This window comes from Acidimicrobiales bacterium (genome assembly GCA_041394265.1).
Lineage (GTDB): Bacteria > Actinomycetota > Acidimicrobiia > Acidimicrobiales > SZUA-35 > JBBQUN01.
Map to the genome: position 1 here is coordinate 2,166,396 of JAWKIO010000005.1, position 26,858 is coordinate 2,193,253.

Consider the following 26,858-nt stretch of genomic DNA (forward strand, 5'->3'; position numbering starts at 1 on the left):
TAGGGTGGCAAGATGCCGGTGATGGTTGCTGCCCCGTTGGTTGTGTCGCCCAAGCAGCGGCTCGAGTTGGAGAAGATCGCACGCTCCTCGTCGTTGCCGCATCGCAAGGTGCGTCAGGCGACCGGACTGTTGTTGGCGGCTGATGGGGTCGCGAACGAGGAGATCGCGAGACGGTGTTCGGCGTCTCCGGACACGGTGCGCAGCTGGCGTCGCAAGTTCGAGGCCGGTGGTGTCGAAGCGGTCGGCACAATCGCTCCGGGTCGGGGCCGCAAACCCGTGATCCCTCAAGCGGTGGTGGACGGGATCGTGCACGACACGTTGCACACGGTTCCCGATGACGGGTCGACTCAGTGGTCGACCCGGTCGATGGGCGAACGGTTCGGGGTCGGCAAGGACACGGTCGCCAAGATCTGGAAGGCGAGGAATCTGCGGCCGTGGCGGGTCGACACGTTCAAGTTGTCCAACGACCCGGCGTTCGAGGACAAGCTGGTCGACGTGGTCGGGTTGTATCTGGATCCGCCCGAGCGGGCGGTGGTGTTCTCCTTCGATGAGAAGACCCAGTGTCAGGCGTTGGATCGGACCCAGCCGTCGTTGCCGATGAAACCGGGGCGGGGTCGGACGATGACTCATGACTACAAGCGGCACGGGACCACTGATCTGTTCGCGGCGTTGAACGTCGGGACCGGTGAGGTGTTGCATCAGACCCGCCGGTCGCACAAGTCGGCGGACGTGTTGGCGTTCTTCAAGTGGATCGATCTGCACACGCCCCAGGATCTGGAGATCCATGTGGTGTTGGACAACCTGTCCGCGCATTCCGGGCCCGAGGTTCGTGAATGGTTGGCCAAGCCCCGTCAGGCGGTGGCATCTGCATTTCACGCCGACGTCGTCGTCGTGGTTGAACCTGATCGAGGGCTGGTTCGCCCAGTTGACGAACAAGCGGCTCAAGACCGGTTCGTTCTCGAGTCTGGATGAGTTGATCGAAGCGATCGATGTGTGGGTGTCGCACTGGAACGACGATCCGAAGCCGTTCGTGTGGACCAAGACCGCCAACGACATCATCGACAAAACCCGACGAGGCCGAGCAGCCCTGACCACCCGAACCAATTCCGCGACACACCACTAGTTGCTGCTCACAATTACTGCGTTCTACGAGAACATCATCCATCAAGTCGGCAGGGGGTTGGTTGGGAACTGGCGAGCTGGCGACCGTCGCTGCTCTCTAGCGCTATGTACTAGCGAGCCCCTCCACCGAACCGGTCGGCGAGGAAGGCGTCGAGTTCGTCGGCTGGGACTTGGCGGGTGGAGTTGGGGAGGCGTTCCCAGAGGATCTGTTTGCCTTTCCGGCCGGCTTCCCAGATTGGGCGGTGGCTTGCGGGTACGTCGATGCGGCAGATCTCGCGGCCTTCGATCTTCTCCATTCTGATGCGGAGACGGCTGATGGCCACACGGCCGAGGTTGGCGATGATGATGTCGGTGAGCCAATTCAGCCACTGGTCGGCATCTTGGGGCTCGCCGAAGGTCTCGTAGTCGGGCTGAAGGCCGGTCACGGTGCGGTCGTCCCGGACGCCGATGAGGAGGGTGCCACCGGCTGCGTTGGCGAAGCCGGCGATGGTCTTGGTGATGACCGCGGGAGCTTTCCGGGTCACCTTCCTGTCGGTGTCCCATCGTGCACTGGTCTTGTACTCGACGAGGTCGGTCTCGTCGGTTTCGAGCACGACCGGTGTCGGAAGCGCCCACAGTTCGGTGGTTCCGTACAGTTTCTGGATGGCTTCGGCGAACAGTTCGTCGTCAGCGCGCAGGCGGGCCAGAAGCTCGTCGGTGACTTCGACAGCCGTTTCTGGAACCGTGACGACCGTGCCGCTCTCATCGGGCACGCCGTCGGTGTCGTACACGCTGGTCAGGTCGTTCATGTAGCTGGCGAAGACGTGTTCGTAGATGTCTTCGGTTTTCTCGCGGAGCATCTCGGGCCCGTACGGTCCGGGTAGGTCGTTGTCGAGGCTCGTGGCGATCTCCCGACGGAGCAGCGATCGGCTTTGCTGCTTTTTCTTCCAGTCGAGGACGAGGATGTCCTCGATCCTTGCCAGAAGCTGCTTGGCTGCTGCTTGGACCTTCTTGAGTTCGCCGTCTGACAGCTCGGGTGCGGGCTTGGTGAGGAGGTCGAAGATGGCCAGCTCGGCCTTGCTGAGTTCGCCGGCAACCGCACGGTTCTGTCGTTCGTCGAGGGTGTCTTTGAGCCGCCGGGCGCGTCGGAGGAACTCGTCGGCGTTGAGCGTGCCGGCGTTGTAGTCGTCGATGAGTCGGCGGAACTTGTCGGCGAGGTCGGCATAGGTGGGGTTCTCGCGGACGGCCTGCTCGACGTCTCGGCCGAGCGCCCGCTCGACCGCTTTCGCTGCTGTCCGCTTGTTCTGGGCGAACGTGAAGGCGAGCTGCTCGAAATCAATCTGGTTGAGGTCGAGGAGCGCCTGTTCCTCACCTGCGGCACGGATGATGTATTCCTTGGTTCCAACGGACCGGTCGAGCAGGTCGGACACGCCATCCATCACGTCGGAGATGTCGGCGACCTCACCCAGCGACGCCAACTTGTTCGACAGCGAACGGATGACCGCAACACGCTCGGTTGCCCGGATGGCTTCGGGATCCGGCATCAGCGACTTGTACGCCTTGCGGGCCTGGTTGGCCAACGTCACGAACCGTTTCCGGATTCGCTCCTCGATCAACAGCGACTCGACCGCGGAGTCGAGCAACGCGACGAATTCGAACCCTCTCGCTGCGCCGAGATCGGCGAGGTCGACATCGTTCTCGTCGAGGTACGCCTCGACCTCCGCGAGTGCTTTGGCGAGCTGGCTGCGGAGGTCGTCGGTCGGCTGGATGGGTGACCCGACCGCGCCTTCGCGGTCGACGCCGTAGATGGCGAGCGCCTTCTCGAGATTCCTGAAGACGCCGATGTAGTCGACGATCAGACCGGCTTCCTTGTCGGGAAACACCCGGTTCGCGCGGGCGATGGTCTGCATCAGCGTGTGACCTCGCATCGGCTTGTCGAGATAGACCGTGGAGGTCGATGGTGCATCGAAACCTGTCAGCCACATTGCGCAGACGAATACGAGTCGGAACGGGTCGCTGGGGTCCTTGAACCGCGAGTCGAGGTCTTCGTCGTTCATCCGCCGCCGGTGCGGAACGATGTCGAGGCCGAGCGCGGCCATGTCTTCGACTTCGTTCTGGGCCTGGGAAACGATCACCGCCATGTCGGTTTCCCGCATCCACCGGATCTGGTACTCGACGGGGGCTCGCTCCAGGATTGGGAGCGTGTCGAGCCGGGCTTCGAGCCGCAGGATGTATCGAGACCACTCCGCAGCGACCAGACCATGCATCCGCACCGCTGTGGCCTTGTCGATCGCGACGAACATGCCCTTGCCCAAGAAGCCACGGTTGGCGAAGTGATGGACAAGGTCGGCAGCAATCTCCTCCAGACGTTTCGGACGAGTGATCAGCTGGTGCTGTTTCGCGAACCGGCGAGAGATCGCACGTTCTTGCGCGTCGTCGAGGTCGGGGGCGGACAGCAGCTCTTCGAGTTCGGCGTCGAAGTTCTCGTTCTCCAGCTGGAGTTCTGGGATCCGATTCTCGTAGTAGAGCGGGACCGTGGCGCCGTCGCGAATCGAATCGGCGAAGTTGTAGGTCGACACGTAGTCGCCGAACACCCGGCGGGTCTCTTCCTCCTCGCCATCGATCAACGGAGTGCCGGTGAAACCGAGGAACGACGCGTTGGGCAGCGCTTTGCGCATGTTGCCGGCAAGGGTGTCGTACTGGGAACGGTGCGCCTCGTCCGTGATCACGATGATGTCGTCGCGCTCGGACAGGACCGGCATCTCTGCGTTACGTTCAGGGGGAATGAACTTGTGGATCAGCGTGAACACGTACCGCTGATCGGTGCCGAGAAGCTCGCGCAGATGCGCCGACGACTCAGCGTGTACCCGGGCTCCTGCGGTGATGACCGAGGAATCGGCGAACTCCTCATACAGCTGGTCATCGAGTTCCTTGCGGTCCGTCACGAGCACGAACGTCCAATTGCCTGGCCGTTTGCGCAGCACCTTCTGGCAGAACCACAGCATCGACAGCGACTTGCCCGAACCCTGGGTGTGCCAGAACACCCCCAGGCGACCCTGATTGGACTCGACCTGGTGAAGCGCCTCGATCGCGTTGTTCACACCAAGGTACTGATGATTCTTCGCTACCGCCTTCACCAGACCCTGTGGGCGTTCGGTGAAGACGGTGAAGTTCTCGACCAGATCCAACATGCGGGGCCGGTCACAGGTCGCACGAAGCATCGTCTCCAGCGACACCACACCCGGCTCGGACTCGTCGCTGATCTTCTTCCACTCGGCAAAGTGCTCCCACGGGGCATAAGCGGACCCCATGCGGCTCTCCGAGCCGTTCGACAAGATCACGAACCCGTTGAACCAGAACAGCTGCGGGATCTCCGACCGATACGCCCGAAGGTTGTCCTGGTAGGCGGCGAGGACTGGCTGGTCGGGCGCCTTCAGCTCGATGAAGCCCAACGGGATGCCGTTGACGAACAACACGATGTCAGCACGCCTGCGGTGAAGATCACCAGTCAGCCACAACTGAGACACTGCCAACCATTCGTTGTCGTCCGAGACCTCCCAGGAGATGTATCTAACTCTCCGGGGCTCCTTTTCGCCATGGGCGCCCTCCGCCTGCACGACGACGCCGTCGCGAAGCAGGGTCCACACGTCTCGGTTCGCTCGCACGGGATCGAGCGACGATCGGTCATTAATCAACGTCTCGATCGCTGAGTCGATTGCCGCTGCGTCAAGGCCGGGATTGAGTCGCTGGATGGCGGTTTGGAGACGAGCCCGAAGCACTGGCTCGGATTGGCTCGAACGGCCCAACTCGTCAGGATCATTCAGCCCGGACAGCACCTCCCAGCCCAACTCCGCAAGCAACCGCAGCGCCGGTTGCTCCACTGCTGCATCTTCCGAGCCCAGCCGCCCACTCACACCAACAAACCCTCCAGATCGAGTTCCGAAACATCCAGCTCCCCCGACACCAGACGGGGCAACAGGAGATCGCGACATTCACGGAGGATTCGGTTTTGCTGAATCAAGTTGGCTATCAGATCGAACTGGGGCAGAGCGACCTCGTCGAAACTCCTCATGAGAGTCTCCGGTGGTAACGCAATCCTGTAGTCACGGAAGTCGGACTTCCGGAGCTCCTTGAATGTCGCTCCCCCGGCGAGCTGCAAGAACGAGCCCACCTGGGAGTGAAGCCAGAGGTACAGATACTCAGTAGACACACGATGGTTGGGAACGCACGTGATGAAGCCTTGATTCGTGGCTGCCTCGCATGCCGCGATCGCTATCTCGCCTACGGTGGCTCTGCTCGTCATCATTACGGAGCCCGCAGGGAAGAGCTTGGCAGACGACTTCTTGAGCCCGAGCCGATTGATTCGATCCGTGGAGCGGAACATGAACACCGCTCCTGACTTTGTCAAGTCTGATGGCGTGAACCAATCAATATCGCCCTCATCCCAATAGGAGGACTCCTTCTTGGATGGAGTGCCGCCACCGACCGAGTCGAAGACATCGCCGGTAGGTGCGATCTCCCACCCCTCGGGGACGGGTCCGAGTTCGGAGTCGGCCAACTCGATGTCCTCGTGCCCGGGATACCGGAAGTGCACGAACCACTCCCGGTACAACAATCGAGCCATCTCCTCCAAGATCGCAATCCGCCGCCTGTTGTTCTCGATCAGATCATCGAACGCACCCAGCGCTCTGCTCACACGTCTCTGAAGCTCGATGCTGGGCCGCCAGACGTCGATAGAGCCGAGATAGTTCCGGTTCAGCGAGGGCTGCGCTGCGCCGCTGTTGAAGGCGCCAAAGTTGATTGCATCTAGAACAAAGTAGACGTAGCGGGGATCGTTTCCTTTGAAGTCCTGTACATACAGAGCGGTGTTGAGGGGCCAGCACGGCCCGTCGTGGTAGGTAGCGACTCCTATTGAGGCCCCGCTGCGGCCTACGGTTACGCCGGGGCCGGCGATCTTGGGCGTGTCGTGCCAGCCAGTGACCCCGAAGCTCCCCAGGATTGGAATATCACCATGCCGCCGATCGCGACTGGGGAGGTCGTAGCCACGCTTTAGCCGAACCAGGTCGTCGAGAGAGGCTCTCTCAGACATTGATTGCTCGCATCGTTGCGGCAACCTGAGCCGACAGCGTGGTCGCCTTGGAGTCGAGATCCTGGTACTCGTCGAGCAGTCGCTTCAGATCCTCCAGCGACCCCTCAACCACTGTGTGGTCGACACCAACGAATCGACCCGGATTGAGGCTCCATCCCTGCGTCTCAATGTCATCAACGGTCGATACGCCGCAGAGGCCGGCTACGTTCTCGTACTGCCCGCTCGGAAACCTGCTCTCGATCATGTCTCGACTGCCAGCCTCGAACTCGGGCACTTCGCCTCGCCAGAGGCGGACAATGTTGGAGAGGAATTCGATCTGTTGAGGTGTCCAGTCGCGGTGGGCCCGGTCGATGGTGTTGTAGATCTCTCGGGCGTCGATGAAGAGCACTTCGTCGGCTCGGGGGCCGTTGCGTTTGCCCTTGTCGAGGAACCACAGAGTGACGGGCAGGGTGACGGTGAAGAACATGTTGGTCCCGACGGCGACGATGACGTCGACGACTCTGTCTTCAATGAGTTTGCGGCGGATCTCCATTTCCGAGCCACGGGCGTCGGATGCTGAGTTGGCCATCACGAAGCCAGCGCGGCCGGTGCCGTTGAGCGCTGAGTAGAATGTCTGGATCCAGAGGTAGTTGGCGTTGTCGGTGCTGGGAAGGCCGAGCCGGAATCTGATGTCGTCTTCGAGCTTGGCTTTGTCGACCTTGTTGACGTTGAAGGGTGGGTTGGCCATGACGAAGTCGAACTTGTCGACGCAGTCGTGGCGGTCGTCGTAGTAGGTGTTGCCTTCGAGGATGTCGCCGCCGAGTCCGTGGACGGCGAGGTTCATTTTGGCGAGCGGCACGGTGCGGCGGGAGGCTTCTTGGCCGTAGATGGAGAGTTCTCTCCCCGGGTTGCCTTGGTGGCGGGCGACGAAGTCGGCGGATTGGACGAACATGCCGCCCGAGCCGCAGGCGGGGTCGTAGATCTTGCCGTTGTACGGTTCGATGATTTCGACGATGAGTTTGACGATCGACGGCGGTGTGAAGAACTCGCCGCCGCCTTGGCCCTCCGCCATGGCGAACTGTGCGAGGAAGTATTCGTAGACGAGGCCGAAGCTGTCGCCTTCGATGTCGTCGGCGAGCGTGTTGATCGTTCGGAGCAGTTCGATCAGCACGCTGTTCGGGAGGGTGCTGTAGACCTTGGGGAGGACGCCTCGGAGGTCCGGGTTGTGGCTCTCGATCGCTGCCATGGCGTCGTTGATCAGCTTCCCGAGGTCGACGCCTTCTGGCTGCTTGAGGAGGTGCGGGTATCGGGCCTCGGCCGGGAGGAAAAGGACGCCTTCCGCTTTGTAGTCGTCGGGCCCCGTTGGGCGTCGTTCGCTTCCTGGACCGATCTTGTTCTCCGCCGCCGCGAATCGCTGTTCGGCGAAGCGGAGGAAGATGAGCCCGAGGACTGGGCCGGAGTATTCCGATGCTTGGAGGCCTGAGTTTGCGCGCAGCTCGTCGGCTGCATCCCAAAGCTTCTTTTGCACGTTGACTAGATCCGTCGCCATTCACGTCCCTTGAGTTCGTTGGCCGGGGCCAGCGGTCGTGGTGCGAGGGTAGGGCATGCGGGGACTGCCAATGGAACTTTGGCGCCGTCAGCGGAGCGTCGCGTACCTGCCGCTTCGTGCTCGCTGAACCTCGGTGTTGATGGCGTCGAGCCGTTTCTGAGCGGCTGGTGGGGCGTCGGTGCGTGCGACGTGGGCTTGTCGCTCGATGGAGGCGAGGAGCGCTTCGAGCTTCTGGGTATCGATGGTGATGGACCGGCGGCGCGTCGCCTCGGCGCGTCTCTGGCCGTATCGGCGCTTGCGTTCGGCGATGCGGGCCCGGTTGCAGTCGGCGCAGAACACGGGGCCGCGGTAGAGGGATCGGGTGTTGCGGGCGACGGTGTTGTCGCAGCCCTCCTCGGCGAGTTTGCAGGGGCGTTCCTCGATACTCACCCTGTCCCCGTCGGCTGAGTGAGCAGATTGTCGCGTGGTTTGGGCGCGGCATTTTGCACGTGAGCGTCGTCGCCATAGTTCCTTCTGCCGCACCTCCTCTGCGGAAAGGAGCCCCCTATGAACAACATCTGTCATCACTCTGTGGCCGGCGCGTACGCCGCTCTGGCGATCTCGTCCGCCGCGCCGCGGCTTGCATCTGACCTGTTCAGCGGGGTCCATGGGGCCGACAAGGAGGCCAAGTTCAACGAGCGGCGAATGTCCGACGTCGACGACCGTGGTCCCGTCGGCGATTCCTGGCCCCCGGGTTGCGGCGATCTGGACATGGATTCGCCTATGCCGCTACATGCCTTCGCTGACGTCGGTATGAGCGAGGGGTGCGGGGAACCTGGTCGGTTCGAACGACCAGGAGGTGCAGTGGGAATGTCGAGTCGATCGTTTCGGCCGTTGATGCCTGCCGATGAATGGGAGGCAATCAAGTCCGATGTGCTCGCTGTCGTGGCTGCCGGCCGTCCCGACAGCCGCAAGATCGAGCAGGCGTGGTTGAGCGACGTGGCTGGGCTCGCTCGTTGGGCGTACCGGCGAGGTCAGCCGCGGACAGTGGAGTCGCTGTTGCTGCCGTGGGTGATCGAGGCGTACGTCGCCGACCCGGGGAACGGGTGGAGTGGTGGGACGGCACGAACGATCCGGTCGCGCCTCACCCAGCTCGCCCGGCGTGCTCTGGGTGATGACGCAGTGCCTGGCTATGAGGTGCCTCTTGCTCCGCCTGATCCCCGTGCGCCGTTCAGCGACGCAGAAATTGCGGCTGTTGTCGCCTGGGCTCGGTTCATGAACACGCCCGCGCAACGGCACAGCCTTCTTGCTGCGATGGCGTGCTGCGCCGGCGCCGGGTTGAATGCCAACGAGCTGGCCTCGCTCCGAGGCGAACACGTGGTCGAGGTGGACGGGCACGCGCACATCGTGGTGGAAGGAGCACGGCAGCGTGAGATCCCTGTCACCGACGAGTGGCACGAGATCGCGCTCCACGCTGCGAGCAGCGTCGGGCGCGACCGGTTCGTGTTCCGACCGGAACGGCGGACCGTGTCCCGGAACACCACCAACGACTTTTTCCACAAAATGCGCGCCAAAGCCCACGGCCAGGTGCCGCTGCTGTCGTGCCAGCGCCTGAGAGCTACCTGGATCGTGGGGCGCCTGAAGGCGGGATGCCCGGTGGTGGCTGTCGCTGATGGCGCGGGAATCCAGCGGGGCGGCCTTGCGCGGTACTTGGTGTTCCTCCCGGACATTGACGCCGAGCAGCGAAACCGACTCTTGCGAGGCACCGTCGAGTGACCTCACGGGCTGCGTCCGATTCTCTGCTTGAAGCGGAAGAAACCGACCTGCTGGTCGCGATGTTCGGGCGCGCTCCGGAACCTGTCTACGACGACAACTACATTCGCCGGCTCCTCGGGTTGCTCGCCGATCGCGGCATCGTGTCACAAGTAGAGAAGTGGAGGAAGGAAGAGCACCCGCCGGCCGGTCCGGGCGGTCGGCCACCACGGGTCTCGACCGCAGCCATGCTGCTTGGCCTGCTGCTCGGGGCGCGCGACAGCCAAGGAGCGCTGCTGAACAACGCAGCACGACTTCTCGGGTACAGGCTCAGCTCGACGATGCAGGAGGAGCTTGGGCTTGAGCGAGGCGCCGGCGAGGACGACGACCGGTACATCACCAACCTGTTCCACTCGCTACGCAGACGTTTTCACGAGTTCGTCGTGCCGCTCGACTCGTCGCCGTTTCCGAAGAACCGGGGCGATCTAACGCTCTCGGAAATCGCCGGTCTGGTTGATACCCGACCGATCGACGGGCTCGACACCAACAACGCCCGACTGGTGTGGGTGACGAATCAGATCATCGAAGTCTCGTGGGCGACGCTGCCGCGACAGGTTCGACGGAAGTGGGATGGGTCGATAGGGATCGACGCGACATTCGTTCGGACATGGGCGAAAGGGTCGATGAAGCCGCGTGACCTCGCCGGAGCGGACCCAGATGCAGGTTGGTACACCCGCACGGTTGGCGGCTACATCCCGGGAGTCGATGCCGAGGCTAAGGGCAAGGCCATCAAGACGGCCAAGTACGGGTACGACCTGACCATCGCGATCTCGTCCGACCCGTTCTGTATCGAGGAAAGGCACTTCCCCCGCCTCGTCGTCGGCATGAGTCTCGACCGTCCCGCAGTAGGAGTCGCTGAGAACGCAATGGCAATCTTGAACGACGCTCGCGAGCGGGGCATGCCGGCAGGACTACTCGCAGGCGACCGTGCCTACAACAACTCCGTACCTTCGAAGTTCCAGCTGCCAGCGACGCAGCTCGGCTACCAGATGGCGTTCGACTACAAGTACCAGGATCTCGGCTTGCAGGATTCCTACGCTGGGGCCATCCAAGTCGATGGCCAGTTCTACTGCTCGGCGATGCCGCCAGAACTGATTACCGCATCGATCGACTACCGAGCCAAAGCTGACCAGCCGAACAAGATCTCGTGGGCCGTCTACCAGATGCGCCTCAACGCCCGAGTGCCCTACGAGATGCGAATCAAGGAACAGCGCCTCGGGGCAAACGGCGAACCCAAGCGGATCATGGTCTGCCCGGCCGCAGGCCCATCACCAACAATCGGCCACTGCTCGATCAAGCGGGATGCGCGGGAAGCTCGTGGAGTTGGAAGCCAAGACGCGCCGACGTCCGGATCTCAGTCCAGGGCACGTCGAAACAATCTGCGGATCCTGAGCGGCGAGCCGTACGGCGCCGTCTGCACGAATCTGTCCTCCACCGTCTTCCCTGCCGCCGCAGGAGCCAAGCACGGCCAGGACTTGAGGTTTGGCACGGCGCAGTGGCAGGAGAGCTACGGCGTTCTGCGAAATTCGGTTGAAGGTCTCAATGGGCTCATCGAGACAGAGCACGGACTGGAAGTAGCGCACAAACGGCGCGTCCGCGGTCGAGCGGCAGTCGCTGTCCTGCTCGCAATCCAGCTCTGGGCCGTCAACATGTCGCGGATCGCATCCTGGTTGGCCGACGCTCGAAGGAGCGACGAGCCAGGGCTGGTGGGCCTTCGCCGCTACAGCGGGAAGCGCCGTCCGAGCTTCGAGCGATACCGCAAGAACCTCGCGACCGAGCGACCGGCGCGATCTCGAAGCGCGTAGCGACCCAACTCAACTCGCTGGCCTCTCAAAAGTCCGAGCCAGCGGCTTCGCCGCGCCCGGGACGACGCTGTGGCCCCTCGATACCTGGTGGCAAGCGCCATCGCGAGGCACAGGTCCTCCGAGGTGGGGCCGACGGCCTTCCAAGGAGTCAGATCGCAGGTCGCCGCCCGAGTTCTGCAACCCTGGGTGGATCAGTTCTGCAACCGACTCATTCGTGCGCGAGGGGGGACTTGAACCCCCACGTCCTTTCGAACACTGGAACCTGAATCCAGCGCGTCTGCCAATTCCGCCACTCGCGCGAGTGGAAGACGGCATCGTAGCAACCTTCTCACTCGGTGCGACACTGCCGCCTCGCCCGACCGCCCCGCCCCGACGCCCGGTCCCGCTCCTTCTGCGGACCCAAGCTCGGGTAGCGTTGGCCCGATGGTGCTGCGGAATCTCGAAGATCGGCTCGAGCAGGCCGTCGAGGGCATGTTCGCTCGACTGTTCCGCTCGGGTCTCCAGCCCATCGAGGTCGGGCGCCGACTCGTCAAGGTCGTCGACGCCGAGCGGGCATTCGACAGTCGGGGCATGGCGATCGCCCCGAACCGCTTCACGGTCGAACTGGCCACCTCCGACTACGACCGGTTCATCACGGTCAACGACGCCCTCACGTCCGAATTCGCCGCCACCATCCGCGAGCATGCGGCGGCCGAGCAGCTGCGTTTCCTCGGTCGGGTCATGGTCGAGCTGGTCGACGAGCCGTCGCTGACGGTCGGGCGGTGTCGGGTGAGGGGCTCGTTCGACGAGACCACCGGGAGCTCCGTCACACCGGCCTATCTGGAGCTGCCGAACGGGTCGCGTCTCGAGCTCGGCCCGTCGGTCGTGTCGATCGGCCGGGCCAACGAGTGCACGCTCACCCTGGTCGATACCAACGCGTCGCGTCATCATGCCGATCTCCAACCGGAAGGCGACACCTATCGGTTGGTCGACCTCAACTCCACCAACGGCACACGGGTGAACGGGCAGCCGATCACCAGCCGCCTCCTGGCCGACGGCGACGAGCTGACGTTCGGAACGGTCAGTGTCCGGTTCCGTCTTCTCTGATTCGGTTTCGACAGTGAACGCGACGAACGACCTGGCACTGAGTACTGTGGCGCGAACGTGTCCGAAGCTCTTCTCACCGTGTTGCAGTGGTGCCTGCTGGCGCTCATCTACCTCTTCTTCATGCGCGTGCTCCAGACCACTTGGCACGGCGCGGTGGCACCGAGCCGACCGGCGGCGCCGAGACGGTCGACAACCAAGCCGTCCAAGCGGCGTGCTCAGCGTGATCGGCCTGCCTCCGCTTCTGGAGCGGTCACCCCGACTCCAGCGCCCACGATGGGAACGAGTCTCGTCGTGATCGCCCCACCCGAAGACTCCGGTATCAGCTTCACCCTCTCGCCGACCTCCACCATCGGCCGAGCCGCGGGGTGTGAGGTGACGCTCGACGACACCTACGCCTCGCAGTTGCACGCCCGGCTCCAGCAGACACCCGACGGCATGGTGATCGAAGACCTCGGTTCCACCAACGGGACCTACCACAATCGTCAGCGGCTCACGGCTCCGGCGTTGGTGCGCCCCGGCGACCTCATCCAAATCGGCGGCACCATCATGGAGCTCCGTTGATGCGGCTCACGACGGCGAGTGCCACCCACGTGGGGCAGGTGCGCGAGATCAACCAGGATCGATCGCTGGTCACCAAGACCTTGGGTGCCGTTGCCGACGGCATGGGCGGGCACGTCGGTGGCGAGAAGGCCGCGGCGTTGGCAATCGCCGAGCTGAGCGGCGTGCGCGGCGTCATCTCCGAACAACGCCTCATCGACGTGGCCAAGGCTGCGAATCATCGGGTCTACGAGGCCTCGCAGGCTCCCGAGCTCCGAGGCATGGGCACCACCCTGGTCGTCGCCACGTTCGACCCGGAGTCGTCGGTCGTCAGCATCGCCAACGTGGGTGACAGCCGCGGCTACCTGTTCCGCAACGGTGAGTACGAACAGGTCACGCTCGACCACTCCCTGGTCGAGGAACTCCTGCGCCAAGGCCGGCTCACCGAGGACGAGGCCCGCAACCATCCACAGCGGAACATGGTCACCCGCGCCCTCGGGATCGGTCCCGACATCGACGTCGATGTGTTCAGCATCGTGGCTGAGCCGGGCGATCGTATTGTGTTGTGCAGCGATGGCCTGAGCAATGAGGTCGACGACATCGCCGTCGGCGACATCCTCACCGCTCATCCCGACCCGCACGAGGCGGCGCAGGTCCTCGTCGACACGGCGGTTGCCAACGGCGGGCGCGACAACGTGACCGTGGTGATCCTGCAACTCGACGACGACGACGCCCCCGCCACCCTGGTCGACGATCACGCCGACGACACTGTTGATCCTTACGACGCCCCGGCCGAGATCGATGGCTTCACCGACACTCCCCGACACCACTTGTCGGCCGACCCTCTCGCCGATACCAAGCGGCCAGCGAAACGGGGCCGCTTGCCCTTTCGCGGGATCTTCTATGTGGGCTCCATTCTGAGCGTGGTCGCCGTGGCGGCAGTCGCAACCTACATCTACGACCGTTCGGCTTGGTATGTCGACACCGTTGACGGCGATGTCGCCATCCTGCGCGGCCGTCCCGGCGGCGGAGTGATCTTCGAGCCGGTCGTCGTCGAACAGACCGACATCCCGATCGAGAGTCTCGAGGCCTCGTCGCAGCAGCGCATCGAGGAGCAGTCGGTGTTCTCATCGATCGAGGCGGCCGAGCAACTCGTCGACGGTCTCGTGACGTCGACCTCCAGCCCTTCGACTTCGAGCACGGACGGCGAACCGGCGTCACCGACCACCACCGGCGGCTGACCGTGCGGCCCCGCACCGTCGAACTCGGTCTGCTGGTCCTCGCCAGCATCATCACTGTTGCTGCCTACGGGCTCACGAGCCTCGGCCGAGCCGCTTCCCTCCCGGCAGACATTGGTCCGTTCCTCGGGATCGTCGTCGCCCTGCTGCTGCTCGGGCATCTCCTCGTCCGCTTCTTCGCCCCGCAGGCCGATGGGCTGTTGCTGCCCGTTGCCGCGCTACTCAACGGCTTGGGCTACGTGATGATCGCCCGGCTGAATCCCGATCTCGCCGACAGCCAATCGGCCTGGACGTTCATCGGGCTGATGGCATTCGGACTCACCCTGATGATCCTCGACGATCCGCGGCGGCTCCAGCCCTATCGATACTCGCTCGCGCTGGCGGGCGTGATCCTGCTCCTGCTTCCCCTGATCCCTGGCATCGGCGTCGAGATCAACGGTGCCAGGATCTGGCTCCACATCGGGCCGTTCAGCATCCAGCCCGGCGAGTTCGCGAAGATCCTGCTTGCCGCCTTCCTCGCCGGCTACCTGGTCGACAACCGTGAACTCTTGATGGTGTCGAACCGACGACTCGGCCCGCTCCACCTGCCGGACTTCAAGCATTTCGGCCCGATGCTGCTGGCCTGGGGTGTGGCGCTGATGGTGATGGTGACCCAGCGAGACCTCGGCAGCTCGCTGCTGTTCTTCACCCTGTTCGTCGTCATGGTCTACCTCGCCACGAGCCGGGTGGCCTATGTGTTGACCGGGTTCTTCATGTTCGGGCTGGGCGCAACGGTCGCCTATCGGCTGTTCGACCACGTCCAGCGCCGGGTCGAGATCTGGATCGACCCCTTCGCCGATGCGAAGGATCGGGGGTTCCAGATCGTCGAAGCGGCGTTCGCCATGGCCGATGGCGGGTTGACCGGAACGGGTCTCGGTCGCGGCACACCGGGCAAGATCCCGTATGCCTCGACCGACATGATCTTCGCTGCGTTCGGCGAGGAGCTCGGACTCGTGGGGGCAACCGCGATCCTGATCCTCTTCTTGTTCCTCGTCACGGCCGGCTTCCGAGTCGCCACGCAGGCGATCAGCCCCTTCGAACAGCTGCTCGCCGGCGGTCTGACGGCGCTGCTCGGATTCCAGGCCTTCGTCATCATCGGAGGCGTGCTCCGGGTGCTGCCGCTCACCGGCGTCACGCTGCCGTTCGTGTCGTACGGCGGCTCGTCGCTCATCTCCAACTATGTGGTGCTCGCGATCCTCGTGCGCATCTCCCAGCGGACCAACGCCATGCCTCGAACGCAGGGGGTCGAGATCGAGATGGTGCCGGCGTGATCGAGCGTCCACTGCGACACGTGCTGGCCGTGCTGATGCTCTGCTTCGTTGCGCTCTTCGTGCAGTTGAACCGCATCCAGTACTTCGACGCCGACGCACTACGTCAGCACGGTGAGAACACCAGGACGATCCAGCGTGACTTCGCTCGCGAACGGGGACCGATTTCGACGTCGGACGGCGAGATTGTTGCCCTCTCAGTGCCCGTCGACGGTCCGCTCGAACGCCAGCGCCAGTACCCCCACGACGATCTCTACGCGCACACGGTGGGCTATCTGTCGTTCAATATCGGTGCCGAGGGCGTGGAGCGTGCCTACAGCGACGATCTGATCGGAAGGTCGAGCGCGTTCCAGCTGAGCAACATCTCCGACATGCTGAGCGGCCAACAGCCGATCGGCGAAGTCGTGCTCACGATGCGCCACGACCTGCAGCTGACGGCCAAGCAGCAATTGGGCGAGCGGAAGGGGAGTGTCGTTGCTCTCGATCCGCGAACCGGCGACATCCTTGCGATGTGGAGCTACCCCAGCTTCGACCCCAACGAGCTGTCCGGTCTCGTCGGCACCGAGGTCAACGCCAACTACCAGGCCCTGCTGAACGAAGACGGCAACCCACTCCGAGCCAAGGCCTACCGAGACATCTACTTCCCCGGGTCGACCTTCAAGGTGGTGACTGCGGCCGCAGCGCTGGCCTCGGGCAGCGTGACACTGACCGAGCCGGTGTTCCCGAACTCGTCGGGCTACACGGCGCCCCTCACCACTCGGGCGCTCCGCAACTTCGGCGGCAGCACCTGCGGCGGCGATCTGACCGAGCTGCTGCGGGTGTCGTGCAACACCGGTTTCGCTCAACTCGGCGCCGAACTCATCGGACCCGAGCGGCTCAGCTCGACCGCCCAGGACTTCGGGTTCAATCTCACGCCGCCGATCGACATCCCCGGCGCAGTGGCCAGCCGTTTCCCGACCGACTACGGAGCGCAGCTGCAGGCGTCGTCGCCCGAGATCCCGGCCGGCGTCTACGAGAACACCCCCCTGCTGGCGCAGACCTCGATCGGTCAGAACGACGTGTCGGCCACGCCCCTGCAAATGGCGCTCGTGGCGGCGGCCGTCGCGAACAACGGCGAGATGATGGCGCCCCACGTCGTGGCCGAGGTGAAGGATCGAACGGGTTCGGTCGTGTCATCGATCGAGCCACAACGGTGGCAGCGGGCGGTCAGTTCCTCGGTGGCGCTCGACCTACGCGATGCCATGGTCAACGTGGTCGAGAACGGCACCGCCGGATCGGCGGCGGTCGCCGGCATCGAAGTGGGTGCGAAAACGGGCACGGCGCAGCTCGGCACCGACCCGCCCAAGTCGCACGCGTGGATGATCGCCTTCGCGGGCCCCCCGGGCCGAACGCCCGAGATCGCGATCGCCGTGTTGATCGAAGGAACCGATGGCGCATCGGAACAAACTGGTGGCAGAGTGGCGGGGCCAATCGTGCGGGCAATGATCGAGGCGTATTTCCAGCGTTGAGGATGCAGTGTCGAAAATCCAGCAGGTGAACAGCCAAAACCGCACGAGGCCGATGGACGTGTACGAGGTGACCGTCGAAGGCCGGTCATCCCTCACTAGCCTTTGCACGCTGTGAGTGAATCGTCATCACCTCGCCCGGTCCTCAACGGGCGTTACGAACTGCATCGTCGCCTGGCCCGTGGAGGCATGGCCGACGTCTTTTTGGCGCGAGACCAGCTGCTCGACCGACCGGTTGCCGTCAAGGTCCTCTTTCCCCAGTTCGCCGCCGAACCATCGTTCGTCGAGCGGTTCCGTCGCGAGGCGCAAGCTGCCGCCAACCTGAACCACCCCAGCATCGTCGCCGTCTACGACTGGGGCGAGCACGACAACACCTACTTCATCGTCATGGAGTACGTGGAGGGCCGCAGCCTCGCCGAGATCATCAAGACCGAAGGCACGCTGCATCACGATCGCGCCGCCGAGATCGCGGCCGACACTGCCGCTGCGCTCGGGTTCGCACACCGCAACGGCACGGTCCATCGAGACGTGAAGGGGGGCAACATCCTCATCACGCCGGCGGGCCAGGTGAAGGTCACCGACTTCGGTATCGCCCGTGCCTTCGGCGGCGGCGACGAACTGACCCAGACCGGCTCGGTCATGGGAACGGCCACCTACTTCTCGCCCGAGCAGGCGCAGGGCAAGGTCGTCGATCCCCGCAGCGATCTGTATTCGCTCGGTGTCGTGCTGTTCGAGATGGTCACCGGTCGGCCGCCGTTCGTCGGCGAGTCGCCGGTGGCGATTGCCTACAAGCACGTGCAGGAGATGCCGCCTCGGCCCACGTCGCTGAACCCGGCGATCCCCAAGCAGCTCGAGGTAATCATCGCTCGATTGCTGGCGAAGAATCCCGATCAGCGCTACCCCTCGGCCGAAGAGGTCCGGGCCGATCTTCGGCGCTTCCGCGAAGGGCAACCGTTGATGGCGATGGGGGGTGCCGCCGCGCCCGCAGCCGCTGCCGCGGCGACTCCGGCGCATGCCGTTGCCGAGCCCGTGCAGAACCGAGCCGTCATCGACGCCACACGAGCCATGCCGGTCACGGCCGCCGCCGCCGCACCGGCGGCCGCCGTGCAGCACGAGGAGTACTACGACCCGCCCCGTCGCAACGGCTTGTTCCTGGTGGCGCTCGTGGTCCTGATCCTGTCGCTGGCGGGTCTCTTCGTCTACATCGCGCAGCAGCTCGACGATTCGCCGGACCAGACGGCCGGCGAGATGGTCGACGTCCCGTCGGTCATCAACGAGACGGCCGAAGACGCCACCCGCATCTTGGCCGACGCCAACCTGGTCGCCGATCCGGTGTTCGAGCTGAACCCCGACGTCGAGCCGGGGCTCGTCTTCAAGCAGGCGCCCGGCAAGGGTGAGCAGGCCGAGGCCGGCTCGAGTGTGGTCATCACCGTGTCGCAGGCGGCCGACACCGTCCTCCTGCCCGATGTCGTCGGACAGACCGAGGAGGAGGCCAAGGCGATCCTCGGTGGGCTCGGCCTGCGGGTCACGCCCAAGATCGAGGCCTCCGACACGGTTCCCGAGGGTGTCGTCATCTCGATGACCCCTGATCCGAATCAAGACGTCAACAAGGAAACGCTGGTCACCATCACCGTCTCCACCGGTGCGGCGCAGGTCGAGGTGCCCGAACTCGCTGGTCTGCCGCTCGACGAAGCGTCGAACCAGCTCGGCCAGCGCAAGCTGCCGAGTCCCGACGTGCGGTTCGAGCCGTCGTCGGAGTACGAAGACGGCCAGGTCATTCGATCCGATCCTCCCGCCGGTACGCCCGTGTCGATCGACCGTCGCGTCACGCTCTATGTGTCCAACGGTCCCGAGACGGCACAGGTCCCGCCCGTGATCGGACTGACGCAGGGGGCGGCCGAGCAGGCCTTGATCAACAAGGGATTCATCCCGGTCGTCGAGAATGTCGACGTGGCTGCCGGGTCCAACGAGGCCGGCAAGGTCATCGCTCAGGACCCTGGTGCCAACGACAAGCAGCCGAAGGGGTCCGAGGTCAAGATCCGCGTGGGTGTTGCGGTGGCCGAGACCACGACCACCAGCACCACGACGACCACCACAGCGAGCACGACCTCGTCGTCAACCACGACGACCTCCACCTCGACCTCGACGCCCTAGCAGCAACTTCTTGGGTACGAGCAGCGCCTTCGGCGCCGAGTGGGCGCGCTCGGTGCCGGGCCGCTCGTTGCGGCGGCCTCAGGCCTGCTGGCAGCGAACGAGGAAGTTCTTCATCAGTTCCATGCCGGCAGCGGTGAGCACCGATTCGGGATGGAACTGGACGCCTTCGACGTCGAATTCACGGTGGCGCACCCCCATGATCAGCCCGTCGCGGGTCTCGGCGGTGATCTCGAGCACGTCGGGAAGGGAGTCACGCTCGACCAGCAGCGAGTGGTAGCGAGTGGCCTCGAGCGGGCTGGGGAGCCCGGCAAACACGCCGACGCCGGAGTGCAGCATCATCGACGTCTTGCCGTGCATGAGCTCGGGGGCTCGGATCACGTGTCCGCCGTAGAGCTGACCGATGCACTGATGGCCGAGGCAGATCCCGAGGACCGGCACGCGACCGGCGAACGCCTCGATGATCTGGAGCGACAGGCCCGCCTGGTCAGGTGTGCCGGGTCCGGGCGAGATCAGCACGCCGTCGGGCTCGAGGGCCAGGAGTTCCTCGATGGTGCGTTCGTCGTTGCGCACCACGATCGGCTCGGCGCCGAGCTCACCGAGGTATTGCACCTGGATGTAGACGAACGAGTCATAGTTGTCGATGACCAGGATCTTCGAACCCACGGGGGCAGGGTACCGGCACGTCGACCGCTGTCGGAGTGATTAAGCTGTCGCCCGATGGCACGCCACGATCCGAAACGCAGTCGCATCACGCCCAAGGGAACGCAGGCCACCCCGCCGAAGGGTGACGACGCCTATCGGGCTCCCCGGCCGCTCGGCGACGACGGTTCACCCCTCCACATGGCCGGCCCATCGCCCACGTGGGTGCCGGTGCTGATGTTCACGTTGCTCGGCCTTGGTGTGCTGATGATCCTGCTCAACTACCTGAGTGTGCTCCCGAGCGCCCCGTCGAACTGGTACCTGCTCGGTGGTCTCGGTCTCGTGCTCGGCGGCATCTTCACTGCCACGCAGTACCGCTGACCCTCCAAGCAACTCTGGCGAGTTGACACCGCTGAGCGGCAACAACGCTCCAAAGTTGCGGCGGTTTCGTGGCGTGTTGGGGTCAGAGCAGCTCGTCGAGTGAGGTGAGCAGGTCCATTTCGTCGGCACAGTGGCGCGGTGGTTGTGGCACCTGGTCGTTCGCCAGCGTCATCCGCAGTTCGGCGCCACACGACGAACACCGGTAGACGAGCTTGACCCGCCGCAGTTCGCCCGGAGGCGGGGGCTCGGGAATGGGCCGAGCGAAGGCGCCCAGAACGGCGATGCCGATGCGGAGTATCAGGTAGAAGGCGACCATGGCGATGACAACCCGCAGCGGTTCGAGTCCGAAGCCAATGAGCCCGGCGGTCAGACCGACGACGGCCAGGAAGAGGACGTTGCGACGACGTCGCTGGATCTGCTCGTCTCGTGCCGCTGCGCTCGATTGGATCGGGGTGTCGTCGGCGTCGATCGACTCGGGAAAATCTGTCGTTGGTTCGAAATCGGTCATGTCGCTGCCTTCTTCCCTCGAGTTCGCGGGCAACGGTGTGTCGAGCGGTCCTGCGGGCAGCACCATCGTAGGCCCACTGCGGGTCTGAACCAGGATCGACGGCGACGGCGGCAACCGGCACGCCGTGACCGGTGCTTCGTTCTGTCTCGATGCGACCTGAAGTCGCTGGTCACAACAGAAAATGAAGTTTTTCTCAAGTCGCGCCGTGACATTCCGATGACCATGGGTTACGTTGCGTGTTCCCTCAACACTCACAGTGCCGCAAGTTGGCAGGGTGCGGCGTCGCCTCGACGCTGACCCGCCCAATGGCACGTCGTCCCGCCGGAGGAGATCCGTCGTGCGTTCTGCGTTTGCGCGCCCCTGCCGCCATGTGGCTTCACGCCGTTGTCCGACCGCTGCCCAGCGGACGTCCTTGGCTCTGTTGGAGTCCATGGCCACGAGTCGACGCCACTGATGGTTGCCGTGATCGACCTTCGATCCGACACCGCGCAGCGGCGCAAGCAGCGGGCCGAGCCGACCTGGACGATGCACGTGTTCGGCATCGACGGTGCGCTCGGGGCGGCGGCGGTCGAACTCGAACGAGCGGTCTTCTGGGAGGAATACGGCAACAGCGTCGACCTGATGAAGGCGGAGTACGAGCCCTATGACGACCGCTCCGTCTTCACTGGCATCGTGCACACGCCGACCAACGAGCTCGTCGGCCTGTTCCGCTTCATCACCGGCCCGGCAGGCGAGCTCAAGTCCGTACGTGATCTCCGTACGCAGCCAGAGTGGTGCTTCGACGTGATGACATCCGACCACCCGCACGCGGCGGCAATGCGCACGACGCGATTGATCGACATCGCAACGCTCTCGGTGGCCCCGGAATGGCGTACCACCATGGGAGGTGCGGCGAGTTGGCTCACGATCGGGATGCTGCCGGTCGCCTCGAGGCTGCTGCGGGCCGAGAGCTGGGTCACGGTGCTGGACGAGCGAGTGAGCCGGGTGCTCCGTCGAGTCTGTGGCTTCACCATCGAGCGTGTCGCCGACCTTCCCTCGGTTCGCTACCTCGACAGCCCAAGCTCGTTTGCCGGCTTCTATGACTTCTCTCGGTTCGACGAGGACTTCCGGACCCGTATCGCCGACGTGCAGGCGATGGTCGACTGGCGCTTTCGCTCCGTCACCGGCGGGCTCGGTGATCTCGTGATCGACGTCGACAGCCTGTCGAAACGCCAGGAATTGCCACAACTGATTTTGTAGCAGATCGCTCACTCGGCCATTCGGGCTGCCGATGGGCGCGGGTGAGCGTACGCACGCAACGCATGCTCGGCGCAGCCTATGTCGCCGCCTCCGCAGTCGCAGGACTGCTCGGACACGGCGCTCCCGTCGCCGTCTATGTGCTGGTGGCCTGGCTCGCCGCGATTGCGTGTTTGCGCCTGCCGCGATCGTTCACCGGGTCGGATCACGCACCACTTGCCGTGGGGTACCGCGGAGCGGCCGTTGCCGCCTTGTTGTTCGGCGTTGCGCGCCTGCTGACCTTGTCCGACACATCATCGGTCACTGCGGCCAGCGACATTCTCTTCTCCCTCGCCTACCTGCCACTGGTCCTCGGCGTCGTCATCGTCGTAGTGAAGCGGGGTCGCGTCGAGCTGGAGTCGCTCATCGAAGCGGCGATGGTCGGCATTGGTGTCGGGACGGTCATCAACTACGGCTGGGCGGTCGTGGACGTCGGCGGTGGCGTCAACCACGGATTCGTCGCCGGGGCGTCACTGCTGCTGTTCGTGGTGTCGGTCGGCCACCTGGGACGACGAACACGTTCGTCGCTGAGCAAGTCGTGGTTCATCGCTTGCGTTCTCGCCGCGGTGGTGGAACTCAGTTTCAGCCTCGCCGATGTCTCCGATCTCGCCCAGTTCATCTCGGTCAACTTCGCTTCGTCGCCCTTCCTCCCGATCATCTGGGGGTTGATCTCGGCCCGTGACGGCGACGGTCCCGCAGTGGGGGAGATCCCGGTGCGGCGCGAGTTCAGGACACGGCAGCTCATGGGGTCGGCTGTCCTGCTGATCCTGCCGTTGGGGTGTCTCGCTCACTCGTTCGCAACCGGAGATGCCCAGCCGGAACGCGAGATCCTCCTTGCCGCCGCAGTGGTGAACGCCGTCCTCGCCGTCTCGCGCATGCAGCTGTTGATCGCCGCTCGGGATGAGGATCACCGACGTGAGGTGCTCCTCCGCCAGATGGCTGACCGATTCGTCGAGACATCCATCGGTGAGGATCCCATGGATGACGCCACGCTTGCACTCGTCGCCGAGCTCTTCCGAGGTGAGATCCGGTATGTCGCCGTGCTGGACGACGTCCACGCCGAGATCTCGGTCGTTCAGTCGGTGGTGGTCGGACCGGCGAGTGGCCTCACCGGCCGACCCACGTCGCTCTCCGGGGCCGAGGACCTCGACGGCTCTCGCTTGGCCGAGCTGGGGCTCCCGATGGAGGTCACCCACGCCCTCGCAACGCCGCTGCGCTCGGCGCCCAACCAAGTCGTCGTGATCGCGAGCAGCCGTCGACTCAACGCCGATCTGTTGCCTTACCTCCGGTCGGTCGCCGCTCAGTTGGATCTCGTGTTCACCGCGCAGCGGCTCCGCGAGCTCAACTATCAGCGACGGTCCAACGATCGGTTCCGGGCGCTGGTGCAAGATTCCAACGACATCGTGGCGTTGGTCGACGCGAGCACGCTTCGGGTCGAGTTCGTCAGCCCGACCCTCCATCGTCTGCTGGGTGTTGCGGAGCGCGACGCGCTCGGTCGCTCGCCGTTCGCCCGCATGCATCCCGACGATCGAGCGGCAATGGAACGCCGACTGGAGCAAGCGAGAGACGAGATCGTCATCGATCCGATCGACGTGCGGATCCAGCACGCCGACGGCCGCTACCGGTGGTTCTCGCTCTCGGTACGAGACCTGTCCACCGAGCCGGAGGTGTCGGGTCTGCTGTTCAACTACGCCGACGTGCACGACCGCAAGATGGTCGAGCTGCAGATGGCGGCAGCGGAGATCCAGTACCGAACGCTGGTGACCAACTCCAACGACGTGATGGTGCTGCTCGACGAGGGCGTCATCACCTACCTCACGCCGAATGTCGAGAGGGTCTTCGGATTCAGCTCGGCGGATCTCATCGGCGCTCGGGCGAGCACGTTCCTCGACGATCGAGCTGACGCAGCGGTCGAGCGACTGTTCGACGACGATGGCGGGTTGATCGCGTCGGGGACGGAAACGGTGGTGCAGCTGCCGACAGCAAGCGGCGGCAGCCGGTGGGCGCACCTCACCTTCCTCGACCCCGGACTCCCGGGTCGAGAGGTGATGGTGACCGTCCGAGACGTCACCGAACAGCGCCGTCTCGAAGCCAGTCTCCGGGAACAGGCGTTGCACGACCCGCTCACGGGCTTGTTCAACCGGGCCTCGGTCTATCCCGAACTCCAGCGCTCCCTGCAAGGCCTCGACCGAGGCATGCATCTCGGCGTCCTCCACCTCGACGTGCACGACTTCAAGTCGATCAACGACAGTCTCGGATTCGCCGCCGGCGACAACCTCCTCATCGACATCGCCACACGGCTGCGCACCGTGCTCCGGCGCACCGACACCCTCGCTCGGTTCAGCGGCGACGAGTTCGCCGTGGTCACGCTCGGCTCGTCGGCGGATCACGTCGCTCAACTCATCGACCGGCTCAAGGCCGCATTCGACTCGCCGTTCGACATCGGCGGTCGTTCGGTGCCGATCACGGTCGTGATCGGGGCCGTCACCACGCAGGACCGGACCGAGAACGCCACACGGCTCCTCGAATCGGCCGGTATCGCGCTCCAGCACGCAAAGGCCATCGGGCGCGACATTGCCATCTTCGAGGAGACCATGCGAGAGGCGGCGTCCGAGCGATTCGAGCTGGCGTCCGGACTGCTGCCCGGTATCGGTCGCGACGAGTTCTTCGTCGTCTATCAGCCTCTGCTCAACCTCGACTCCCAGGTCGTGACCTCTACCGAGGCACTGCTGCGGTGGAATCACCCCGAACGGGGCTTCGTCTCGCCGGCCACCTTCATCCCACTGGCCGAACAATCGGGAGCGATCATCGAGTTGGGGCGATGGGTGCTGCGCAAGGCGTGCGAGCAACTCGCCGACTGGCACGAGCGATTGCCCGACGGACGAGGTCTGTCGATGAGCGTCAACGTCTCGGCCCGACAGCTCGAACACCCCGACGAGGCGCAGCGACTGCTCCGCATCATCCACGAAACCGGTGTGGACACGGCCTCACTGATCCTGGAGCTCACCGAGTCGGTCATGCTCGAGGACACCGAACGTCTGCGGGCGATGCTCGAGGAGTACCGCAAGCTCGGCATCCGGATCGCCGTCGACGACTTCGGAACGGGTGCCGCTGGTCTCAACCATCTTCGTGATGTCCCCTTCGACATCGTGAAGATCGACAAGAGCTACGTCGACGGTCTCGGTGAGTCCGACGATGCCCACATGCTCATCACCGGTGTGATCGAGTTGGCGCACGGCCTCAACGCCAAGACGGTCGCCGAGGGCATCGAGACGCCGCAACAGGCGGCGCTCCTGCGCTCGATGCGATGCAACTACGGCCAGGGCTTCTACCTCGGTCGTCCGATGGAGCAGACGCAGATCGAGGAATGGTTCGCCCAGGGCAGGGCTGGTTCGGCCGCGGCGTCGATCGCCCGTCCGGGCGGCGGACGTCGCCGCGGCGAGTGAGACCTCGACATCGTCGACGGACTCGACGGACTCGACGGTCGTTCGGATCCAAGATCGTTGTCAGGTAGCGTGCCGCCGTGCGTCGGACCATCAACTCCTGCTTCGGTGGCGCCGCTCGGCGTGGCCTCGGTATCGGGATGGCCGCACTGATGTTGATCGTGCCGGTCGGGTGTTCGTCGGACACCGACCGTCTCTCCGAGGAACTCGTTGCCTCGACGAGTTCGCTGGTTCTCGATCGGGCTGCTGCTGCCTCGGTCGACCTGGGTGAGAGCGACGCCGAGTGTGTTGCTCGTCGGCTGACCGACGAGCAGGCCAACAGGCTTGCACGTGCGATCGACGACCCGGGCCTGGAGGAAGACCTGGCATCGACGTTGGCTGGGTTCGTATTGGCCTGCGTCGACCCCGATCAACTGACCCGGTCGGCGATCATGCCGTTCGCGCAGGGCGCAAGCGACGAGTCGGTGGAATGCATCACCGGTCGGCTCAACGAAGATCTGATCGAGTCGCTGATCGAGGCGAACCTGCTCGGCGTCGGCTTGCCCGCCGCGCAAGTCGAGCTCGAGTTGGCGACGGCACTCGGCCTGTGCCTCGAACCTGACGAGCTGTTGAATCGGGGCTGATCGCCGTCAGCGGTTCTGCCAGTCGATCTGCTCGCCGGACAGGAATCCGGCCATGGCCGCTCGTGAGTCCTCGGTGCCCGAGCTGAGGATCTGCGTGCGGTTCTCCATGTCGATGCCGGCCTGGAGCGAGCTGATCTCGAGGTTGGACCACATCACCTCCTTGGTCATCCAGACCCCGAACGGCGAGTTGCCGGCGATGAGCCTGGCCGTCTCGTACGCCGACTCGAGGAGCTGATCGGGTGCGACCACCCGGGTCACGAGGCCGAGGGCGTCGGCTTCCGCCGCGTCGAACACGCGACCGGTGAGGAGGAGTTCGTGCGAGCGCGCCGCACCGATGAGACGCGGCAGCATCCACGAAACCCCGATGTCGCACCCCGAGAGCCCGAGGCGTACGAACGAGGTGGCGAATTTCGCGTTGTCGGCACAGATGCGGATGTCGCTCGCCAGCGCCATCGCGAACCCGCCGCCGGCTGCCGCGCCGTTGATCGCGGCGATGATCGGCTGGCGGGTTGCCCGGAAGTGTGGGACGAGCTTGGCGATGAACTGCTGCACGGCCATGCCCTGCTGCGGACGCCCGAGGTCTTCCGTGCCTGGAATCGTGCCGAAGCCGGTCAGGTCGAGCCCGGCGCAGAAGCCACGGCCGGCACCAGTGAGCACGATGGCGCGACACGTCTGGTCGGCGTGGGCGGCGTCGAGGGCGCGGTGCACCTCCTCGACCAACTCGTACGTCAGCGCGTTGAGGCGCTCGGGCCGGTTCAGCGTGAGTTGGGTGATGCCGGGTTCGGGCTGGGTGATCTCGACGAGTGACATGGTCGAGAACGTAGTGGGAGAGGTGGCGATGGAGCCAT

The 26,858-nt window shown here is 64.5% G+C and carries 19 protein-coding genes, 1 tRNA gene and 1 pseudogene; 13 read left to right on the top strand and 8 right to left on the bottom strand.

Translation table 11 applies throughout. The features are described from left to right. The first annotated feature begins 12 nt into the window (after positions 1–12). Positions 13–1,123, top strand: a pseudogene (locus tag R2733_10675) (IS630 family transposase). A gap of 109 nt (positions 1,124–1,232) precedes the next feature. On the opposite strand, the gene R2733_10680 reads toward R2733_10675, so the two are convergent. The 4 genes from R2733_10680 to R2733_10695 all read right to left on the bottom strand — a co-directional run bounded on the left by R2733_10680 (position 1,233) and on the right by R2733_10695 (position 8,147). Continuing rightward, on the bottom strand, positions 1,233–5,015 hold the full coding sequence (locus tag R2733_10680; protein MEZ5376965.1) for an HsdR family type I site-specific deoxyribonuclease: 3,783 nt from the start codon (positions 5,013–5,015) through the stop codon (positions 1,233–1,235). After that, the gene (locus R2733_10685; protein ID MEZ5376966.1) at positions 5,012–6,190 is read right to left on the bottom strand and encodes a restriction endonuclease subunit S; all 1,179 of its coding nucleotides are present in this window, start codon (positions 6,188–6,190) and stop codon (positions 5,012–5,014) included. Before R2733_10685 ends, R2733_10680 begins: the two co-directional genes overlap by 4 nt. Further along, the gene (locus R2733_10690) at positions 6,183–7,718 is read right to left on the bottom strand and encodes a class I SAM-dependent DNA methyltransferase (protein MEZ5376967.1); all 1,536 of its coding nucleotides are present in this window, start codon (positions 7,716–7,718) and stop codon (positions 6,183–6,185) included. The genes R2733_10685 and R2733_10690 overlap by 8 nt, the downstream gene beginning before the upstream one ends. Before the next feature lie 87 nt (positions 7,719–7,805). Continuing rightward, positions 7,806–8,147 carry a hypothetical protein gene (locus tag R2733_10695; protein MEZ5376968.1) on the bottom strand — a complete coding sequence of 114 codons (342 nt, stop codon included), beginning with the start codon at positions 8,145–8,147 and terminating at the stop codon, positions 7,806–7,808. Positions 8,148–8,594: 447 nt separating this feature from the next. Here R2733_10695 and R2733_10700 point away from each other — a divergent pair, with 447 nt between their 5' ends. Both R2733_10700 and R2733_10705 read left to right on the top strand, forming a co-directional pair. Then, positions 8,595–9,473, top strand: coding sequence for a hypothetical protein (locus R2733_10700; protein ID MEZ5376969.1), 879 nt, complete (start codon positions 8,595–8,597; stop codon positions 9,471–9,473). Beyond that, positions 9,470–11,314, top strand: coding sequence for a hypothetical protein (locus R2733_10705; GenBank protein MEZ5376970.1), 1,845 nt, complete (start codon positions 9,470–9,472; stop codon positions 11,312–11,314). The genes R2733_10700 and R2733_10705 overlap by 4 nt, the downstream gene beginning before the upstream one ends. 215 nt (positions 11,315–11,529) lie before the next feature. On the opposite strand, the gene R2733_10710 is transcribed toward R2733_10705, so the two are convergent. Further along, positions 11,530–11,613, bottom strand: a tRNA-Leu gene (locus R2733_10710). 124 nt (positions 11,614–11,737) lie between these two features. On the opposite strand from R2733_10710, the gene R2733_10715 reads away from it, so the two are divergent. The 6 genes from R2733_10715 (at position 11,738) to pknB (ending at position 19,141) form a co-directional block, all read left to right on the top strand. Then, the gene (locus R2733_10715; protein MEZ5376971.1) at positions 11,738–12,400 is read left to right on the top strand and encodes a DUF3662 and FHA domain-containing protein; all 663 of its coding nucleotides are present in this window, start codon (positions 11,738–11,740) and stop codon (positions 12,398–12,400) included. 57 nt (positions 12,401–12,457) lie between these two features. After that, positions 12,458–12,961, top strand: coding sequence for an FHA domain-containing protein (locus R2733_10720; protein MEZ5376972.1), 504 nt, complete (start codon positions 12,458–12,460; stop codon positions 12,959–12,961). Then, the gene (locus tag R2733_10725; protein MEZ5376973.1) at positions 12,961–14,178 is read left to right on the top strand and encodes a Stp1/IreP family PP2C-type Ser/Thr phosphatase; all 1,218 of its coding nucleotides are present in this window, start codon (positions 12,961–12,963) and stop codon (positions 14,176–14,178) included. The genes R2733_10720 and R2733_10725 overlap by 1 nt, the downstream gene beginning before the upstream one ends. Positions 14,179–14,180: 2 nt before the next feature. Then, positions 14,181–15,485, top strand: a complete 1,305-nt coding sequence (locus R2733_10730) for an FtsW/RodA/SpoVE family cell cycle protein (protein ID MEZ5376974.1) — start codon at positions 14,181–14,183, stop codon at positions 15,483–15,485. Then, entirely contained in the window at positions 15,482–16,990 is a 1,509-nt protein-coding gene (locus R2733_10735) for a penicillin-binding transpeptidase domain-containing protein (protein MEZ5376975.1), read from the top strand. The genes R2733_10730 and R2733_10735 overlap by 4 nt, the downstream gene beginning before the upstream one ends. 111 nt (positions 16,991–17,101) lie before the next feature. Continuing rightward, complete coding sequence (pknB, locus tag R2733_10740; protein MEZ5376976.1) at positions 17,102–19,141, top strand: Stk1 family PASTA domain-containing Ser/Thr kinase; 2,040 nt, start codon at positions 17,102–17,104, stop codon at positions 19,139–19,141. Between the two features lie 78 nt (positions 19,142–19,219). On the opposite strand, the gene R2733_10745 is transcribed toward pknB, so the two are convergent. Then, positions 19,220–19,804 (bottom strand): aminodeoxychorismate/anthranilate synthase component II, encoded by a 585-nt coding sequence (locus R2733_10745; protein ID MEZ5376977.1) that lies wholly within the window; start codon positions 19,802–19,804, stop codon positions 19,220–19,222. Positions 19,805–19,858: 54 nt separating this feature from the next. Between R2733_10745 and R2733_10750 the strand changes: the two genes are divergently transcribed. Further along, complete coding sequence (locus R2733_10750; GenBank protein MEZ5376978.1) at positions 19,859–20,161, top strand: cell division protein CrgA; 303 nt, start codon at positions 19,859–19,861, stop codon at positions 20,159–20,161. A gap of 82 nt (positions 20,162–20,243) precedes the next feature. Here R2733_10750 and R2733_10755 read toward each other — a convergent pair whose 3' ends face one another. Beyond that, complete coding sequence (locus R2733_10755; GenBank protein MEZ5376979.1) at positions 20,244–20,669, bottom strand: hypothetical protein; 426 nt, start codon at positions 20,667–20,669, stop codon at positions 20,244–20,246. A gap of 462 nt (positions 20,670–21,131) precedes the next feature. Here R2733_10755 and R2733_10760 point away from each other — a divergent pair, with 462 nt between their 5' ends. The 3 genes from R2733_10760 to R2733_10770 all read left to right on the top strand — a co-directional run bounded on the left by R2733_10760 (position 21,132) and on the right by R2733_10770 (position 26,010). Further along, on the top strand, positions 21,132–21,908 hold the full coding sequence (locus R2733_10760) for a hypothetical protein (GenBank protein ID MEZ5376980.1): 777 nt from the start codon (positions 21,132–21,134) through the stop codon (positions 21,906–21,908). A 41-nt stretch (positions 21,909–21,949) separates the two neighbouring features. Beyond that, complete coding sequence (locus tag R2733_10765) at positions 21,950–25,390, top strand: EAL domain-containing protein (protein ID MEZ5376981.1); 3,441 nt, start codon at positions 21,950–21,952, stop codon at positions 25,388–25,390. A gap of 77 nt (positions 25,391–25,467) precedes the next feature. After that, positions 25,468–26,010: a hypothetical protein gene (locus tag R2733_10770; GenBank protein MEZ5376982.1), complete on the top strand. Its 543-nt coding sequence runs from the start codon at positions 25,468–25,470 to the stop codon at positions 26,008–26,010. Between the two features lie 6 nt (positions 26,011–26,016). Here the strand turns inward: R2733_10770 and R2733_10775 are convergent, their stop codons facing one another. After that, the gene (locus R2733_10775) at positions 26,017–26,820 is read right to left on the bottom strand and encodes an enoyl-CoA hydratase-related protein (protein ID MEZ5376983.1); all 804 of its coding nucleotides are present in this window, start codon (positions 26,818–26,820) and stop codon (positions 26,017–26,019) included. Positions 26,821–26,858 lie beyond the last annotated feature (38 nt).